The 14,880-nt window shown below is 44.8% G+C and carries 18 protein-coding genes; all 18 read right to left on the bottom strand.

Annotation, left to right across the window (positions count from 1 at the left end; genetic code table 11):
- Nucleotides 1–90: 90 nt before the first annotated feature.
- Nucleotides 91–936, bottom strand: coding sequence for a TlyA family RNA methyltransferase (locus BLL41_RS16110; RefSeq protein ID WP_071578616.1), 846 nt, complete (start codon nucleotides 934–936; stop codon nucleotides 91–93).
- Nucleotides 933–2,834 (bottom strand): 1-deoxy-D-xylulose-5-phosphate synthase, encoded by a 1,902-nt coding sequence (gene dxs, locus BLL41_RS16105; RefSeq protein ID WP_071578615.1) that lies wholly within the window; start codon nucleotides 2,832–2,834, stop codon nucleotides 933–935. The genes BLL41_RS16110 and dxs overlap by 4 nt, the downstream gene beginning before the upstream one ends.
- Before the next feature lie 175 nt (nucleotides 2,835–3,009).
- Nucleotides 3,010–3,900 (bottom strand): polyprenyl synthetase family protein, encoded by an 891-nt coding sequence (locus BLL41_RS16100; protein ID WP_071578614.1) that lies wholly within the window; start codon nucleotides 3,898–3,900, stop codon nucleotides 3,010–3,012.
- Nucleotides 3,890–4,144: an exodeoxyribonuclease VII small subunit gene (locus BLL41_RS16095; protein WP_003226409.1), complete on the bottom strand. Its 255-nt coding sequence runs from the start codon at nucleotides 4,142–4,144 to the stop codon at nucleotides 3,890–3,892. Before BLL41_RS16095 ends, BLL41_RS16100 begins: the two co-directional genes overlap by 11 nt.
- Nucleotides 4,141–5,487 (bottom strand): exodeoxyribonuclease VII large subunit, encoded by a 1,347-nt coding sequence (gene xseA, locus BLL41_RS16090; RefSeq protein ID WP_071578613.1) that lies wholly within the window; start codon nucleotides 5,485–5,487, stop codon nucleotides 4,141–4,143. Before xseA ends, BLL41_RS16095 begins: the two co-directional genes overlap by 4 nt.
- 138 nt (nucleotides 5,488–5,625) lie before the next feature.
- A complete protein-coding gene (folD, locus tag BLL41_RS16085; RefSeq protein ID WP_003226403.1) occupies nucleotides 5,626–6,477 on the bottom strand; it encodes a bifunctional methylenetetrahydrofolate dehydrogenase/methenyltetrahydrofolate cyclohydrolase FolD in 852 nt (283 codons plus the stop codon).
- An 11-nt stretch (nucleotides 6,478–6,488) separates the two neighbouring features.
- Nucleotides 6,489–6,884 (bottom strand): transcription antitermination factor NusB, encoded by a 396-nt coding sequence (gene nusB / locus BLL41_RS16080; RefSeq protein ID WP_003230256.1) that lies wholly within the window; start codon nucleotides 6,882–6,884, stop codon nucleotides 6,489–6,491.
- 262 nt (nucleotides 6,885–7,146) lie between these two features.
- Complete coding sequence (gene yqhY / locus BLL41_RS16075; RefSeq protein WP_003236896.1) at nucleotides 7,147–7,554, bottom strand: fatty acid biosynthesis protein YqhY; 408 nt, start codon at nucleotides 7,552–7,554, stop codon at nucleotides 7,147–7,149.
- A 20-nt stretch (nucleotides 7,555–7,574) separates the two neighbouring features.
- Nucleotides 7,575–8,927, bottom strand: coding sequence for an acetyl-CoA carboxylase biotin carboxylase subunit (gene accC, locus BLL41_RS16070; RefSeq protein ID WP_071578612.1), 1,353 nt, complete (start codon nucleotides 8,925–8,927; stop codon nucleotides 7,575–7,577).
- A gap of 11 nt (nucleotides 8,928–8,938) precedes the next feature.
- The gene (accB, locus tag BLL41_RS16065) at nucleotides 8,939–9,421 is read right to left on the bottom strand and encodes an acetyl-CoA carboxylase biotin carboxyl carrier protein (protein WP_071578611.1); all 483 of its coding nucleotides are present in this window, start codon (nucleotides 9,419–9,421) and stop codon (nucleotides 8,939–8,941) included.
- A 156-nt stretch (nucleotides 9,422–9,577) separates the two neighbouring features.
- Entirely contained in the window at nucleotides 9,578–10,234 is a 657-nt protein-coding gene (gene spoIIIAH, locus BLL41_RS16060) for a stage III sporulation ratchet engulfment protein SpoIIIAH (RefSeq protein WP_003230250.1), read from the bottom strand.
- On the bottom strand, nucleotides 10,235–10,924 hold the full coding sequence (spoIIIAG, locus tag BLL41_RS16055) for a stage III sporulation protein AG (protein ID WP_071578610.1): 690 nt from the start codon (nucleotides 10,922–10,924) through the stop codon (nucleotides 10,235–10,237).
- Complete coding sequence (gene spoIIIAF, locus BLL41_RS16050) at nucleotides 10,917–11,537, bottom strand: stage III sporulation protein AF (RefSeq protein ID WP_040082662.1); 621 nt, start codon at nucleotides 11,535–11,537, stop codon at nucleotides 10,917–10,919. Before spoIIIAF ends, spoIIIAG begins: the two co-directional genes overlap by 8 nt.
- A 13-nt stretch (nucleotides 11,538–11,550) precedes the next feature.
- Nucleotides 11,551–12,750, bottom strand: coding sequence for a stage III sporulation protein AE (gene spoIIIAE / locus BLL41_RS16045; RefSeq protein WP_071578609.1), 1,200 nt, complete (start codon nucleotides 12,748–12,750; stop codon nucleotides 11,551–11,553).
- 18 nt (nucleotides 12,751–12,768) lie between these two features.
- The gene (spoIIIAD, locus tag BLL41_RS16040) at nucleotides 12,769–13,170 is read right to left on the bottom strand and encodes a stage III sporulation protein AD (protein WP_071578608.1); all 402 of its coding nucleotides are present in this window, start codon (nucleotides 13,168–13,170) and stop codon (nucleotides 12,769–12,771) included.
- 6 nt (nucleotides 13,171–13,176) lie between these two features.
- Nucleotides 13,177–13,383, bottom strand: a complete 207-nt coding sequence (gene spoIIIAC / locus BLL41_RS16035) for a stage III sporulation protein AC (protein ID WP_003153142.1) — start codon at nucleotides 13,381–13,383, stop codon at nucleotides 13,177–13,179.
- Nucleotides 13,384–13,405: 22 nt separating this feature from the next.
- Complete coding sequence (gene spoIIIAB / locus BLL41_RS16030; RefSeq protein WP_071578607.1) at nucleotides 13,406–13,921, bottom strand: stage III sporulation protein SpoIIIAB; 516 nt, start codon at nucleotides 13,919–13,921, stop codon at nucleotides 13,406–13,408.
- The gene (gene spoIIIAA, locus BLL41_RS16025; RefSeq protein WP_040082660.1) at nucleotides 13,915–14,838 is read right to left on the bottom strand and encodes a stage III sporulation protein AA; all 924 of its coding nucleotides are present in this window, start codon (nucleotides 14,836–14,838) and stop codon (nucleotides 13,915–13,917) included. Before spoIIIAA ends, spoIIIAB begins: the two co-directional genes overlap by 7 nt.
- Nucleotides 14,839–14,880: the final 42 nt, after the last annotated feature.

Genomic DNA, 14,880 nt, shown 5'->3' with positions numbered 1-14,880 from the left:
ACCTCTATTTCCAGCTTATCTGTTCTTTTATGTTATATGATTCTCTGCACATTGTACATGAATGCAGAAAAAAGGAATAATAGCGCCCTATTATTCCGGTACATCTGCTTTTTTTTCTTTTAACGTCTTATGTGCCTCTTCTACAACGCGCATGATCTCTTCTTCTGGCAGTTCCTGACCTACCTGTCCCTCTCCCGGCCAATACAAATGAAGGAGAAACTCAATATTTCCGTCTCCTCCCGTGATTGGAGAAAATGACAGACCTTTACAGATATAGCCTTCAGCGGCAGAAAAACTGATCATTCGCTTGAGCACATCAGCATGCACTTTAGGATCTCTGACAATCCCTTTTTTGCCGACAGATTCCCGTCCCGCTTCAAACTGAGGCTTAACAAGAGCCATGCAGTCGCTGCCTGGTACGAGCAATGTTTTAAGGACAGGAAGGATGAGCCGAAGGGAAATAAAGGACACATCTATTGTGGCAAACTCCGGCATGCCTTTTGTAAAGTCTGCCGGTGTTGCATAACGAAAGTTCGTCCGTTCCATCACGACGACCCGTTCATCCTGTCTGAGCTTCCATGCAAGCTGATTATAGCCTACATCCACAGCGTATGACTGTTTAGCTCCATTTTGCAAAGCGCAATCCGTAAAACCGCCAGTGGAGGAGCCAATATCAATCATAATTTTATCTTTGACAGAGACGGGAAATTCCTTCAGCGCTTTTTCAAGCTTTAAACCGCCCCTGCTCACATACCTCAGCGGGTTTCCTTTAACTGTTAACGGAAGGTCGCGGTCAATTTTTTCTCCAGGCTTGTCCAAGCGGTTTTCGTTTGAATAGACGATCCCCGCCATAATGGCTCTTTTGGCTTTTTCACGCGTTTCCGCCAGCCCTCTTTCCACTAATAATACATCTAATCGTTCTTTCTTTGACGTCATGATCCAATTCCTTTGTGTGTCTTTGGCGGCATCAGTAATCTAATACGGTTTGCCACCTGCTGTTTTGTCAGTCCAATTTCCTCTAGAAGCGCCGTTACACTTCCGTGTTCAATAAACCGATCAGGTATACCCATTCTGTCGATCGGTGTATGATATTCACCTTGATCATGAGCGAATTCTAAAATCGAGCTTCCGAAACCGCCTTCTAAGACCGCTTCTTCAATTGTTAAAATTGGCAAGCCTTCTTTTAGGATACTCTTCATCATCTTTTCATCAATCGGCTTAATAAAACGCGCATTCACAACGCGTACGGAAAAGCCTTCTTTCTGCAGCTCTTCGGCTGCCTCAATCGCCATTTCGATTGTTGTACCGAATGTTAAGATGACAGCATCGTTCCCTGGACGCAGCACCTCCCACGTACCGATCGGAATCGTTTTCAACTGTTCATCCATTTTTACGCCGAGTCCGTTTCCGCGCGGAAAACGCATCGCTATCGGACCTTCATTATAGCTAAGTGCTGTATGAACCATGTGCTGGCCTTCATTTTCGTCTTTCGGCATCATTAAGACCATGTTTGGAATGTGACGCATAAACGCAATATCAAACACGCCTTGATGTGTCTCTCCATCAGCGCCAACGAGCCCTGCACGGTCAATTCCAATAAACACATTGGCGTTTTGGCGGCAGATGTCATGAACGACTTGGTCATATGCCCTTTGCAAGAAGGTTGAGTAAATTGCTAAAAACGGCTTCATACCCTGCATCGCCATAGCTGCAGCCATCGTTGCGGCATGCTGTTCTGCGATTCCTACATCGAACATCCGGTCAGGGAATTCCTTTGCGAAACCTTCAAGCTTTGAACCGACAGGCATAGCCGGCGTAATGGCTACAATGCGTCCGTCCTCGCGCGCCATTCGCTGCACAGTTCCACTGACAAGGCCGCTCCACGAAGGAGCTGCGGCTTTTGGCTTTACAAAGTCACCGGTATTAATTTTGTATGGGCCGGTACCGTGCCATGTTCCAATTGTATCGGTTTCAGCCGGTTTGTACCCCTTCCCTTTTTTCGTGATGACGTGCAGGAGAACAGGGCCTTTCGTTTTTTTGGCGTATTGAAGATTCTCAATCAGCTCATGATAAGAATGTCCGTCCACCGGGCCCAAATACGTAAAACCGAGCTCCTCGAAAAACATTCCGGAGACGAGCATGTATTTCAGGCTGTCTTTGACCCGTTCAGCTGTCGCGGCAAGCTTGCCTCCAACTGCCGGAATCTTTCTAAATAAGTATTCAAGCTCATCTTTGACCCACTGGTATTTCCCCGCAGTGCGCAGCCGTCCGAGCATAGAATGAATGGCACCGACATTCGGTGCAATACTCATTTCATTATCATTAAGGATGACAATCATGTCTTTTTTCTCATCGCCGATGTGATTAAGGGCTTCAAGCGCCATTCCGCCGGTCAGCGCGCCGTCCCCAATAATCGGAATAATATATTCATCCGTTCCTTTAATATCACGCGCAGCTGCCATTCCCATCGCGCCTGACAGAGAAGTCGAGCTGTGCCCGGTTTCCCATACATCGTGCTCGCTTTCGCTCCGCTTTGGAAATCCGCAAAGCCCTTTGTACTGGCGAAGCGTCGCAAATTCTTTACCGCGACCTGTCAGCAGCTTATGGACATACGACTGATGGCCTACATCCCATAAAAATTTGTCTTTCGGGCTGTTAAATTCCTTATGCAATGCAACAGTAAGCTCTACGACACCTAAGTTTGGGCCGATGTGGCCGCCGGAAGCGGATAAACTTGTAATTAAAAACTGACGGATTTCATCACTTAATTTCTCTAATTCATCAATGGACATGTTTTTTAAAAACGACGGGTCCTGTATTGATAAAAGATCCAAAGCGGATCAACTCACTTTCAGCATGAATTTCTGCAATGACACATGTCTTCCAGAATGCCGATCTGGACAATCATCTCGGACATAAAAAAAGACAAACGCGCTTTCCTTTTCATTTTTCTTATAAACTGCTTACATTTTACCATATCTCGTGCAGCCGCTTCAAATTAGGATCGTTTTAGTGATCTCTTGCCGCAATTAAATCACAAAGCTCATACAAAAGGTCTTTTTGAAGAGAGAGTCCGCCGATTAATCGCTTCGCCTCTTTTATATGAGCTTCCAATTTTCGTTTGGCCCCTTCCAGTGAAAGAAGTGACGGGTAAGTCGATTTGTCATTTGTGGTATCCGAGCCGACACGTTTGCCGATTTTTTCTTCACTGCCTTCTAAATCTAAAATATCGTCTCTGATTTGAAAACCGATTCCAATGTGGCTGCTGAAGGTACGCAGGGTTTCAATGTCTTCCTCAGGTGCATCCGCCAAAATCGCGCCGGCGATTACGCAAAAACCTAGAAGCTTGGCAGTTTTCCGTTCATGAATAGATTCGAGCTCTTCAAGCGTGACTTGGCGGTTTTCCGCTTCCATATCAGCTACTTGTCCCCCGACCATGCCCTCGGTGCCTGCCGCTGAAATCAGTTCATTGACAAGCCGAAGGCGCTTTTCTGCTGACACCTCGTCTGACACGTGGGAGGTGATGAGCTTAAAGCTTTCCGTGAGCAGTCCGTCACCCGCTAATACTGCTGTCGCTTCACCAAATACTTTATGATTTGTTGGCTTCCCGCGGCGCAAATCATCATCATCCATGCATGGAAGATCATCATGAATTAACGAATACGTGTGAATCATTTCGACAGCACAGCCAACCGGAATACCGTCTTGTTCACTTTTTCCGTATGCGTTTAATACAGCCAGTACAATCAGAGGACGCAACCGCTTTCCGCCGGCCTCTAGAGAATACAACATAGATTTCTTTAATGAGTCCGGCATATCAAGCTTTTCTGTATAGACAGAAAGCTGATTTTCAATTGTTTTTTTCCGGTCCGCCAGAAAACTCGTTAATTTATTTGTCACCTTCGTCTTCCTCCTGAACACTGAAAGGTGCCAGTTCGCCGTCTTCTTTTAAAATGAAGTCCATTTGCTTTTCGACTTTTTGCAGCTTTTCATGGCACATTTTTGATAAAGCCATGCCTTCTTGGAAATAGTTAATTGCTTGCTCTAGAGGCACATCCCCCTCTTCAAGCTTTGAGACAATGCTCTCAAGCCCTTTCATCGCTTCTTCAAATGTCATGTTTTCATTTTTTTTCACGTCTGTCATTTTTCTTCCCCTCTCTTTTCTAATACTTCACAGGTCAGCACGCCATCCTTCAGCTTAACTTCAAGCTGTTCCTTCTCTTCTATCTGACTGACACTTTTAATGAGTTTATTTTCTTTATAAGCAAGACTGTATCCTCTTTCCATCACTTGAAGAGGACTTAGTGCATTCAGCTTGCCAAGAACTGTTTGGAATTGGGAATGCAGCTGTTTCATTTGGATATTCATATTTTTTCTCAGCTGATTAGTCTGTTCCTCGTATCGTGTTTTTGCTTGCTTCAGCTGTTCATGAGGATGCAGCGCCTCTAATCTGTACGTTTCACGCTCCATCTGTCTGCTTTTCCGATCTAAAAGAGCGGTCAGCTGTGCTTGAAACTGCTGGTACGCGAGGTCAAACTGCTGCTCTTTTTGCGCATACAATCGCTTTGGAAAACGAAAGGCATAGGACGATTGCAGCGTTTGAATCCGTTCTTTTTTCTGGCCGAGATGCTGCTGCATCGCTCTTGTCATCCTGACTTCCGCTGTTTTTGTCCTTTCGATTAAATCAGTGGTATGAGGCACGGCAATCTCAGCTGCCCCTGTCGGCGTCGCTGCTCTGATATCTGCGACAAAATCACTGATCGTAAAATCCGTCTCATGCCCAACTGCCGATATAATTGGAATATTGGAAGCAAAGATTGCGCGAGCTACAATTTCTTCGTTGAATGCCCACAGTTCTTCAATCGAACCGCCGCCTCTCCCGACAATTAATACGTCGCACATTTCTTTTTCATTTGCTTCTTCAATGCGCGTAACGATGGATTTGCTCGCATTTTCGCCTTGTACGAGCGCTGGAAGAACAATGACTTTCACAAGGGGATATCTTCTTTTTAGAGTTGTAATAACGTCTCTGACAGCGGCACCCGTTGGAGATGTCACAACCCCGATTGTGGCTGGAAATGCGGGGATTTGTTTTTTGTAGCGGTCGTCAAATAAACCTTCTCCGGCAAGCTTCTTTTTTAATTCTTCGTACGCTAAATAAAGCGCTCCGACCCCGTCAGGCTGCATTTCTTTGGCATATAATTGATAATTTCCGCTCGGTTCATATACGGAAATTCCGCCTCTGACCAGCACTTTCATACCGTTTTCAGGTTTAAAAGGCAGACGCTCGCTTTGTCTCGCGAACATCACCGACTGCATTCTTGCGTTTTCGTCTTTCAAAGTGAAATAAATGTGGCCTCGTGTGTGTATCTTTACATTCGATAATTCGCCTTTAATCCAAATATTTTCAAGGTGAGGATCTACATCGAATTTTCGTTTTATATACTTTGTCAGCGCTGAGACGGTAACATACGCTGCTTCACCCATGTCTAAAAACTCCTCTCCTAAGCATTCCTGCACCATAACTAAAGAAAACCCGCCCTGGCTTTAGGAGCCTGAAGAAGCGGGTATCGTGCTCATATTCAAGGCAGGCAACACGCCCCGCCTGTGAATATCTCCAATTATCTATGATAACGTACGTTTCGCAGATTTAACAGTATTATGCGCAAGCATCGTGATGGTCATCGGACCTACTCCGCCTGGAACCGGCGTGATGAAGGACGCTTTTTCCTTTGCCCCTTCAAACTCAACGTCTCCACAAAGCTTTCCGCTTTCCAGACGGTTAACTCCGACGTCAATGACAACAGCCCCCTCTTTGATCTGGTCTGCACTGATGAAGTTGGCTCTTCCGACTGCCACCACCAGGATGTCCGCTTTTTTCGTATGCTCAGTAATATTTTCTGTTCTTGAATGACAGTAAGTAACCGTCGCGTTTTCATTTAATAAAAGCTGGCCGACAGGTTTGCCGACAATGTTGCTTCGGCCGACTACAACAACCTCTTTACCGGAAAGGTCGATATTGGTTTTCTTCAAAAGCTCAACAATTCCATGAGGCGTGCAAGGGAGAAACGTATCTTCACCAAGCAGCATTTTCCCTACGTTTAACGGATGAAACCCGTCTACATCTTTATCAGGAGAGATACGTTCGATCACCGCTTTTTCAGAAATATGGTCTGGAAGCGGAAGCTGAACGAGAATCCCGTGAAACTCAGGGTCTTGGTTATATTGATCAATAATGGAAAGCAGTTCAGCTTCTGTGAGACTGCTGTCAAATTGATCGAGCTTGAAATTCATTCCCATTGTTTCAGCCGCTTTTTTCTTTCCTCGCACGTAAGAGTGAGAAGCAGGATCATCTCCAATCAAAATAACCGCCAGTCCGGGAGTGACGCCTTGCTTTTTAAGCTCTTCTACCTCTTTTGCCAATTGTTCGCGTTTTTCTCTAGCCGTTTCTTTTCCGTCGATGATTGTTGCAGTCATTTTCTTTCCTCCTATGATTGTTCAATATCAGATTTAATGTTAGAAAGAACCCCGTTTACAAACTTTGTCGCTTTGTCATCACCAAACCGTTTTGCCAGCTCAATCGCTTCGTTCATGGAGACATTCACCGGAATGTCTTCGGCATATGCCATTTCATATGCTGCCAGGCGCAAAATCGCACGGTCAACATTGGCTATCCGATCGAGCTTCCAATTCACCAGATGCTTGGAGATCATTTCATCCAGCTGGTCTTGGTGTTCCAATACCCCGTGTACAAGCTGTTCAAAGAAAGGATCTGTTTTTTCTTCATCCAGTGCGTGTTCTATGGCTTCATTCACTGCAATATCGCTGACATCAATTTGAAATAGTGCCTGCAAAGCTTTTTCTCTTGCTGTTCTTCTTTTCATTTTCTTTCTCCTTTGATCCTCTTTATCCGCTTGTCGTTAAGCCACAAAGAGATCATAACATATTTTTTTCGTATCCGCATATTGAAATCAAGGTTTTTTTACCCTATTACCGAATATTTTCACAAACCTTAATATGATCATTCGGATTTCACGATCATGAAGAAACTCGGCTTTTGAGCCGGCTTTCTTCATGCTTTGAAATAAAGGGTAACGTGTAAAAAAACCAAAGGGCCGCCCTCCCCTTGGTTTCGTGTTAAGCCATTTACATTTCTTCGTCGATTTGGACTTCCTGGGCTTTTGTGTCAAATTGAATGCCGACGATGTGAATATTAATCTCGTTAATCGAAAGAGACGTCATATTTAATAAGGTTTGACGAATGTTTTCCTGAACGGACGCTGCAACTTTCGGAATCGAAACGCCAAATGTAACGACACAGTATACATCGATCGTAATTCCGTCATCCGCCAGGTCGACTTTGACACCTTTGCCATGATTCACTTTGCCAAAGCGCTCGACGACGCCTGTTGCAAAATTTCCGCGCATTTCGGCAACCCCATCAACTTCTGATGCTGCAATGCCGGCAATGACCTCAATGACCTCCGGTGCAATCTCAACCTTACCCAAATGCGTATCTTCTTGATCCATTTTAAGCAAGCTGTTGTCTTTCATTCAATTCACCTCCGTAAAAATTATGAGCCCATTACATCATATGTTTCTAAAAATTTCGTATTAAACTCTCCGCTCACAAATGTTTCGTGTTCAAGCAGTTTTAAATGGAACGGGATTGTTGTCTCAATGCCTTCGATGACGAATTCGCTCAATGCGCGTTTCATGCGGGCAATCGCTTCATCCCTCGTTTTTCCGTATGTGATTACCTTTGCAATCATGCTGTCATAGTACGGCGGGATGGAATAGCCCGGGTACGCAGCTGAATCGACGCGGACACCAAGACCGCCAGGAGGCAGGTACATTTTAATTTCACCAGGTGACGGCATGAAATTTTTACTTGGGTTTTCTGCGTTAATTCGGCATTCGATGGACCAGCCTTCAAATTCAACATCTTCTTGCTTAAGGCTCAGTTCCATTCCTGATGCCACCTTGATTTGTTCCTTAATCAGGTCCGTGCCCGTCACCATTTCTGTGACTGGGTGCTCTACCTGGATTCTCGTGTTCATTTCCATGAAATAATAGCGCTGTTCATTGTAGTCATAGATAAATTCAACTGTTCCAGCACCTGTGTAGCCAACCGCTTTTGCAGCCTTTACTGCTGCATCTCCCATCTGCTCCCTGATTTCTGAATCAAGGGCTGGAGATGGTGATTCTTCCAAAAGCTTTTGCAGGCGTCTTTGGATCGAGCAGTCGCGTTCTCCCAAATGGATGGTATTTCCGTAGTTATCGGCAAGCACTTGGATTTCAACATGGCGAAAATCTTCTATGTATTTTTCGATGTATACGCCTGGATTTCCGAATGCTGTTGCAGCTTCCTGCTGTGTAATCTTAATGCCATTAATCAGTTCCTCTTCAGTGCGGGCAACTCTGATTCCTTTTCCGCCTCCGCCTGCGGTGGCTTTTATAATTACAGGATACCCAATTTCATTAGCAAGCGAAACCGCTTCTTCCACATTTTCTATAATTCCCTGTGAACCCGGTACGATTGGCACGCCAGCCTGTTTCATCGTTTCCCGCGCAACGTCTTTTGTTCCCATTTTTGAAATGGCGTCAGCGCTTGGGCCGACAAACGTGACATTCACTTCTTCACATAATTCAGCGAAATCAGCATTTTCAGCTAAAAATCCATATCCCGGATGAATAGCGTCCGTGCCAGTCAGCTTTGCAACACTCACAATATTTGTAACGTTTAAATAGCTGTCTTTTGATGCTTTTGGCCCGATACAAAAAGCTTCATCGGCCATTTGAACATGAAGGGCATCTTTATCAGCTTCTGAATAAACAGCGACAGTCTCAATACCGAGCTCTCTGCAGGCTCTGATGATTCTGACAGCAATTTCTCCTCTGTTGGCGATCAATAGCTTTTTAATCATGTTCAGTCTCCTTACTCTGCTTTTACAAGAAATAGAGGTTGTCCGTATTCGACCAGCTGGCCGTTTTCTACTAATACTTCAACGATTTCGCCTTTCACTTCTGCTTCGATTTCGTTGAAAAGCTTCATCGCTTCTACAATGCAGACAACTGTGTTTTCATTCACTTTTGAACCGGCTGTTACATACGGGCCAGCTTCCGGTGATGAAGATGCATAAAATGTTCCTACCATTGGTGAAGTGATTTTATGTAGATTCTCATCCTGCTTTGGTGCTTCTTGGGCAGGTGCAGACGCTGCTTGCTGCGCTTGCGGCTGAACTGCCTGCGGAGCCTGTGCCTGTACAGATGTTGCCGGCGCCTGCTGCATGACTTGAACAGTGCCTGCTTCGTGTTTTTTCAGTTTTAAGGATACACCTTCATTTTCATATACGAATTCGTCAATTGTAGACTCGTCAATTGCTTTAATCAGCTCGTGGATTTCTTTGATATTTAACATTCAATCGCACTCCTATGTATGAAATTTCTTTTTTTATAGGTTACTACTAAAAGTACATACTATGTTCATCTTACAGGAGCGGACTTTTGAATTCAACTCTAATATGACAGCAACGCAAAAAGCCCGCTTGTTTAGCGGGCTTTTTTCCCCTCATTCTTATTTAGAGGGTTCAAATGTGACAGCGACATCTTTCATTGTTTTGATTTCTTTTGCGACAAGGTCTATAATGGCTGTCGCCTTCGATTTGGAGTGTTTGTCTGATTTGACTGTAATATTGATTTTATCTCCTTCAGCATTGACGAGCGCATCCTCGTAACCTTGTGTTTTAATAAGCGTTTCCAGCTGTTTTTCTGTCCCTTCCACTTCACTGAGAGCCGTCATTTTATCGTATGCTTCGCTTTTCTCCTTGGCTGTTGCATCATCGCTTGACACAATGGCATTCAGCTCTTCTCTTTCTTTGCTTCTGGCATCTTCTAAATCAAGACGGTACGTCGTAAACAGATCATCATCGGCTGTTTCCGTAACAACAGTTCCTTTTTCACTGGCTTCAGCGGATGTTTCCTTGTCTGCTGATGAATCTTTCGTCCCCTTTGTTCCATCTTCTTTTCCTTTTTCAGTTTCTGTACCGCTTTTTTCCTTCGTGTCTTGTTTGGCAGGCGCTTTTTCAGTTGCGACCTCTCCACTGTCAGACGCGCTTTTTTCACTTTGCATTTGCACGGCGTTTTTGCTTTCCGGCGACATGATATAGTAGACGCTTAACACCACGACAAGACTGAGCATTGTTAATAGCCAAACGGTTTGTTTTTTAAGCATTTATGAATCCTCCTTTATTTTTTTAGGGGCAACCGCAACCCGGTGGCTTGGAACATCCAGGACCCGTGTCACCGCTTCAATAATGGTTTGTTTTATTTGAACGTTGTCCACTCCTTGAGCAACAACGAGTACACCGCGTATATCCGGTTTTTTCGTTTGGACGACGACTGGTGTTTCTTTATCGCCGTTTTTGATCATGACGATTTCTTCCTCCGACGTCTGGTCTGTAACGCTTCTTGTTCCGCCTTCTTTGTCAGTTTCTTCAGTGGTCGTATTTTTGTTTGATTTGTTTTTTTCATATACTTTCAGAGACGTTGCATCAACATTCACGACAACCGAGACATCATCCACTCCAATGATTGTTTCAAGAATTTCTTTCAGCTGATTTTCGTATTCTTTTTCATAATCATCGATCGAGTTTTTAGGCTCATCAGATTTTGAGGCTTTAAACACTTCAGCTGTTTTCTCTTTGCTGCCTTCAGAATTTTGTGAGGATACGGCCGTTATTGTTTTGGCGTTTTCTGTTTTCTCGGGTGAAGAAAACAGCTGGCTGACAAGCATAAAGGAAACTCCGAGAACAAAAACGAACAGAAAGTAATGATATTTGGTCAGCTTCGGCTTTTCGCCGTCCTTCGTTTGTCTCGGAAGAAACTGCTTTTTCAATACATTCCATAATCCGTTTTTATTCATTGCCGACACTCTCCCCGCCTTCCATATGAACCGTAATTTTCTTACTTCCGATTTCCCAAATGTCCGCGAGCTGGGTTTGGATCTGTTTGGCTTCTTTTTGTTCGGCTGCTTCTTTCGTTACGTATGCATGATCTGTATCAATGTGGACCGGCGCGACCGTTTGGACCGTTTTTTCAGAAGACGGGGCCATATACACGCTGATTGTTTTAATATCCTCTTCTGAATCTACCTTTTCTCCTGCCGTGAGTTTGATGCTGCCTACTTTATATTCATCATGACTGAATCTCTCCTCCGCTTTCTTTTTTAGTTGGACAGCCATTTCTTCTAGAATATATGCGCGCTGGGAAGCTTGTATTTCTATTTTTTTTGAATTGATTTGATTTTTTATGTCGGCAGACTCTGATTGCTCGTTTTTTGTGAGGTATTCAAAGATGACTTCGGGGTCTGTCTTGAAAAGTTTAAAAATTGGCGTAAGCATGACGACAATCAAGAGCAGGCTGACTACCATTTTTGCGTACTTTTGCATGCTGGAGCTTGGCAGCAGCATATCAATCACAATTGCAAATAGGATAAACAACACGATGGTGGTAAGCCATTCCGTTAAAAAACTCATTCGCCTGCCTCCTTTATTTCATCATCATCGTGAGGTTCCCGGCTGTGATTATGACAGTAAGGCTTAAAAAAAACATGAGAGACACAATGGCGAGAGCTGCAAAAATATAGATGACGCTTTTGCTGATGACGTCGAGGCAGGTGATGACGGGCCCGCCTCCAAGCGGCTGAAGAATCGCGGCTGCCAGCTTATAAATAAAAGCGAGGGAAAGCACTTTGATTGCCGGAAATGCCGCGATACAGATCAAAATAGCGACACCCAGAATCCCTACCGTATTTTTCAGCAGTAAGGAGGCGCTGATTACTGTATCTGTTGCGTCTGTAAACATTCGGCCAAGTACTGGAATAAAATTTCCGGTTATGAATTTAGCCGTCCTGAGCGTAATGCCGTCTGTCACTGCAGCCGAGGCTCCCTGAACAGAGATGACGCCGAGAAAGATGGTAAGAAAAACAGCCAGTGCTCCGATGGCGATATTTCTGAGCAGGTTGGCCAGCTGCGTTACTTTGTATTGTTCGGTCATTGTGCTGACAATGCTCAGAATCGCTGATAAGAAAATCAGCGGCATGACGATATTTTGAATCAAAAGACCGCTCGTGTTCATCAGAAAGAGGATAACAGGATGAAAGAAGGCAGCAGATACAGCTCCGCCTGAGGAAGCCAAAAGCGCCAAGAGGAGCGGAATGAGTGCCAGGATAAAGCTGGTCATCGTCTGAATGGCTTCAGTTGCATAATTGATTGCCACATGAAAGCTGTTCAGCGCAAGGATAATCAGCACCATGTACACAATTGAGTAAGCGACCTTACTGACAGTGCTTTGCTGAAACGCATTTTGCAGAAGCTGCAGAATGACGCAAAAAATCGTGAGCAAAATCAATGTGCCCAGCAGCTTTCCATTGGCTAGCACTTCATGGAACAAATAAGAAAAGAGAGCTTTCAGCCATTCTTGCGGTGAGAATGATTTATCGCCGTTGATAAACTCGATTAAGCTGCCTTTTTGGCTTTCCGGCAGCAGTCCGCCGTATTCTGTCATAATATCATTCCAAAATTCCCCGATCTTATCTGTTTCTAGCGAGGCTGCTGTCCTTTCCGCTAATTGCTCGGCCGTTTCAGCATGATCTTCCGTTTGTTCGTCATTACCTGCTGCTTGTACAATTTCTGCACGCCCTGCTATGATCAGCACGGCCAAAAGCAAAACCCATTGAAAACGCTTCAATCTACCGCCTCCTTTCAGTTATGACATAGAAGGTATAAGTCCGAGAATCGTTTCGATAATGACGGTTAAAATAGGCACAGCCATAACGAGAATTAAAATTTTCCCCGCCAATTCTATTTTCGAGGCGATGGCTCCTTGACCGGCATCTTTTGTGAGCTGTGCCCCGAATTCAGCAATATAGGCGATTCCGATAATCTTTAGAATGGTTTCAACATAGACCATGTTGACATTTGCATTAATCGCGATTTTTTCTATCATTCGTATAATCTCGTAGATTTGGTCTACTAAATAAAGAAAAATGGCACATCCGGCAAAAACGACGATTAAAAACGCAAAAGTCGGCTTTTGTTCTTTTACAATTAAAGAAAGGAAGGTGGCGATCAGCCCTAAACCTACAATTTGAACGATGTCAATCTGCAAGCCCCCCTATCCTTGGAATAAAAACACAGCTTTTATCTTTTTAAATAGGTCATCTACAATCGTGGCGACCATAAATAAAATATAGATAAAACCTAACAGCGTCACCCACTGAGCGTATTCTTTCTTGCCCATCTGATCCAATATCGTGTGTAAAAAAGCGACCACGATTCCCACTCCGGCGATTTGAAATATGACATTCACGTCTACTCCCATTTTATTTTTGCTCCCCTCACGTTTACATCAATAGAAGAATGAGTAACAAGCCCGCTAAAAAGCCCAAACTTTTTATCATCTTTTCGTTTTTCGCTTGCGCCTGCTCAGCATCCGCTTCTGAGGCTTCCAAATGTGTCAGCGCCAGCTTGATGTGCTTTTGCTGTGAGATTCGATCATGAATCCCGAGCGTCTCGCCAAACTGCTTTAGCACCTCGTATTCGCTTTTTTTCAAAGACATGGTGTCCCATACCTTTTTTAAGCTTTGCTCCCACGCCGTTTTCGCGGAATCGCTTCCCTTTTCCAGCTGATCACTGAATGCGGAAAAAAGAGCTGAAACAGGCTGGGCGAGCTGCTTGGCAATCTGCTGTGAAGCGGTATGAAGCGGTGTATGGCCGTACATGATTTCAGCCTCGAGAGATTGAAGCGCCGCACGCAGCTGGCGGATTTGCCGCGGCCGTTCTGTATAAATCTTCGCCATTTCAAAACCTGTCCATGTTGTCGCTACCACAATGAATACTGCGCCCAGCAGCTTCAGCATGTTTTCACGCCCGTCGTCCTAGACAGCACATGTCCGTCTTTGTCATAAATGCGGCTCACTGTGCCCGGCCCTTTTGCTCTGGATAATTCCAAATAGCGGTCAAAGGCTCTTTCTTCCCACAAACGCTTCAATGAAGGCCGCTTCATGAGATCAGATATGCTCCAGCCATGCGCCGATACGATTACTGAAACACCTGCATGCAACGCCTCCAGAAGCGCATCTGTATCTTCCATACGCCCGATTTCATCGACAATCATCACCTCAGGACTCATGGATCGAATCATCATCATCAGCCCCTCAGCCTTTGGACAGGCGTCTAATACGTCAATTCTCTGTCCAAATTGATGCTGCGGAATGCCGCGCAGACATCCGGCAATTTCTGATCGTTCATCGACGATTCCTGTCTTTACGGGCAGCATGCGGTTTTTGCCGGTGCTTGAGAGCCTCGCAAGGTCCCGAAGAAGTGTTGTTTTGCCGGTTTGGGGCGGTCCGATAATCAGCGTATTCAGCCAGCTGGTTTGATATAAGTACGGAAGCAGCGGCTCCGCAATTCCCAGCTTTTGCCTGGCAATTCGTATATTAAAAGATGCGATGTCACGGAGTCCTTTCACACCTCCGTTTTCCGTAATGACTCTGCCTGCCAGTCCGACTCTGTGGCCGCCTCTGATCGTGACATACCCTTTCTTCAGCTCTTCTTCAAGAGTATACATGCTATAGTTGCTGAGCCGGCTCAGGATCAGATGGGCATCCTCGGCCGTACCCGCATAGGATAAAAAAACAGGTTGTCCTTTTCGAATCAATTCAATAGGGCGGTTGACCCGGATTCTGACTTCTTCGATTTCCAGCCATTGTTGTTCCGGTATTTCAGAAAGGGCGTTTTTCATGGATTCAGGGAGAACCTCAGCGATTTCATTCAACAGAGCCTCCTCCTTTCTACCGATTGGCTTCTTTAAAATGTA

The sequence above is a fragment of the Bacillus sp. FMQ74 genome, assembly GCF_001875785.1.
GTDB classification, from domain to species: Bacteria; Bacillota; Bacilli; order Bacillales; family Bacillaceae; genus Bacillus; species Bacillus stercoris.
The sequence above is the reverse complement of the archived record's forward strand: the minus strand, read 5'-3'. Positions and strand labels throughout refer to the sequence as shown.

Bases quoted from the DNA above. Each gene is read 5' to 3' on its own strand.
- spoIIIAC (WP_003153142.1), bottom strand. From the start codon at position 13,383: ATGGGAGTAGACGTGAATGTCATATTTCAAATCGCCGGAGTGGGAATC.
- accC (WP_071578612.1), bottom strand. From the start codon at position 8,927: ATGATTAAAAAGCTATTGATCGCCAACAGAGGAGAAATTGCTGTCAGA.
- folD (WP_003226403.1), bottom strand. From the start codon at position 6,477: ATGACTGCAACAATCATCGACGGAAAAGAAACGGCTAGAGAAAAACGC.
- accB (WP_071578611.1), bottom strand. From the start codon at position 9,421: ATGTTAAATATCAAAGAAATCCACGAGCTGATTAAAGCAATTGACGAG.
- spoIIIAB (WP_071578607.1), bottom strand. From the start codon at position 13,921: ATGCTGAAGCTGCTGGGCGCAGTATTCATTGTGGTAGCGACAACATGG.
- nusB (WP_003230256.1), bottom strand. From the start codon at position 6,884: ATGAAAAGAAGAACAGCAAGAGAAAAAGCTTTGCAGGCACTATTTCAA.
- BLL41_RS16095 (WP_003226409.1), bottom strand. From the start codon at position 4,144: ATGACAGACGTGAAAAAAAATGAAAACATGACATTTGAAGAAGCGATG.
- BLL41_RS16110 (WP_071578616.1), bottom strand. From the start codon at position 936: ATGACGTCAAAGAAAGAACGATTAGATGTATTATTAGTGGAAAGAGGG.
- spoIIIAH (WP_003230250.1), bottom strand. From the start codon at position 10,234: ATGCTTAAAAAACAAACCGTTTGGCTATTAACAATGCTCAGTCTTGTC.
- xseA (WP_071578613.1), bottom strand. From the start codon at position 5,487: ATGGGTGAAGCAGCGTATGTTACCGTCTCAGCGCTGACAAAGTATATA.
- spoIIIAG (WP_071578610.1), bottom strand. From the start codon at position 10,924: ATGAATAAAAACGGATTATGGAATGTATTGAAAAAGCAGTTTCTTCCG.
- spoIIIAF (WP_040082662.1), bottom strand. From the start codon at position 11,537: ATGAGTTTTTTAACGGAATGGCTTACCACCATCGTGTTGTTTATCCTA.
- yqhY (WP_003236896.1), bottom strand. From the start codon at position 7,554: ATGAAAGACAACAGCTTGCTTAAAATGGATCAAGAAGATACGCATTTG.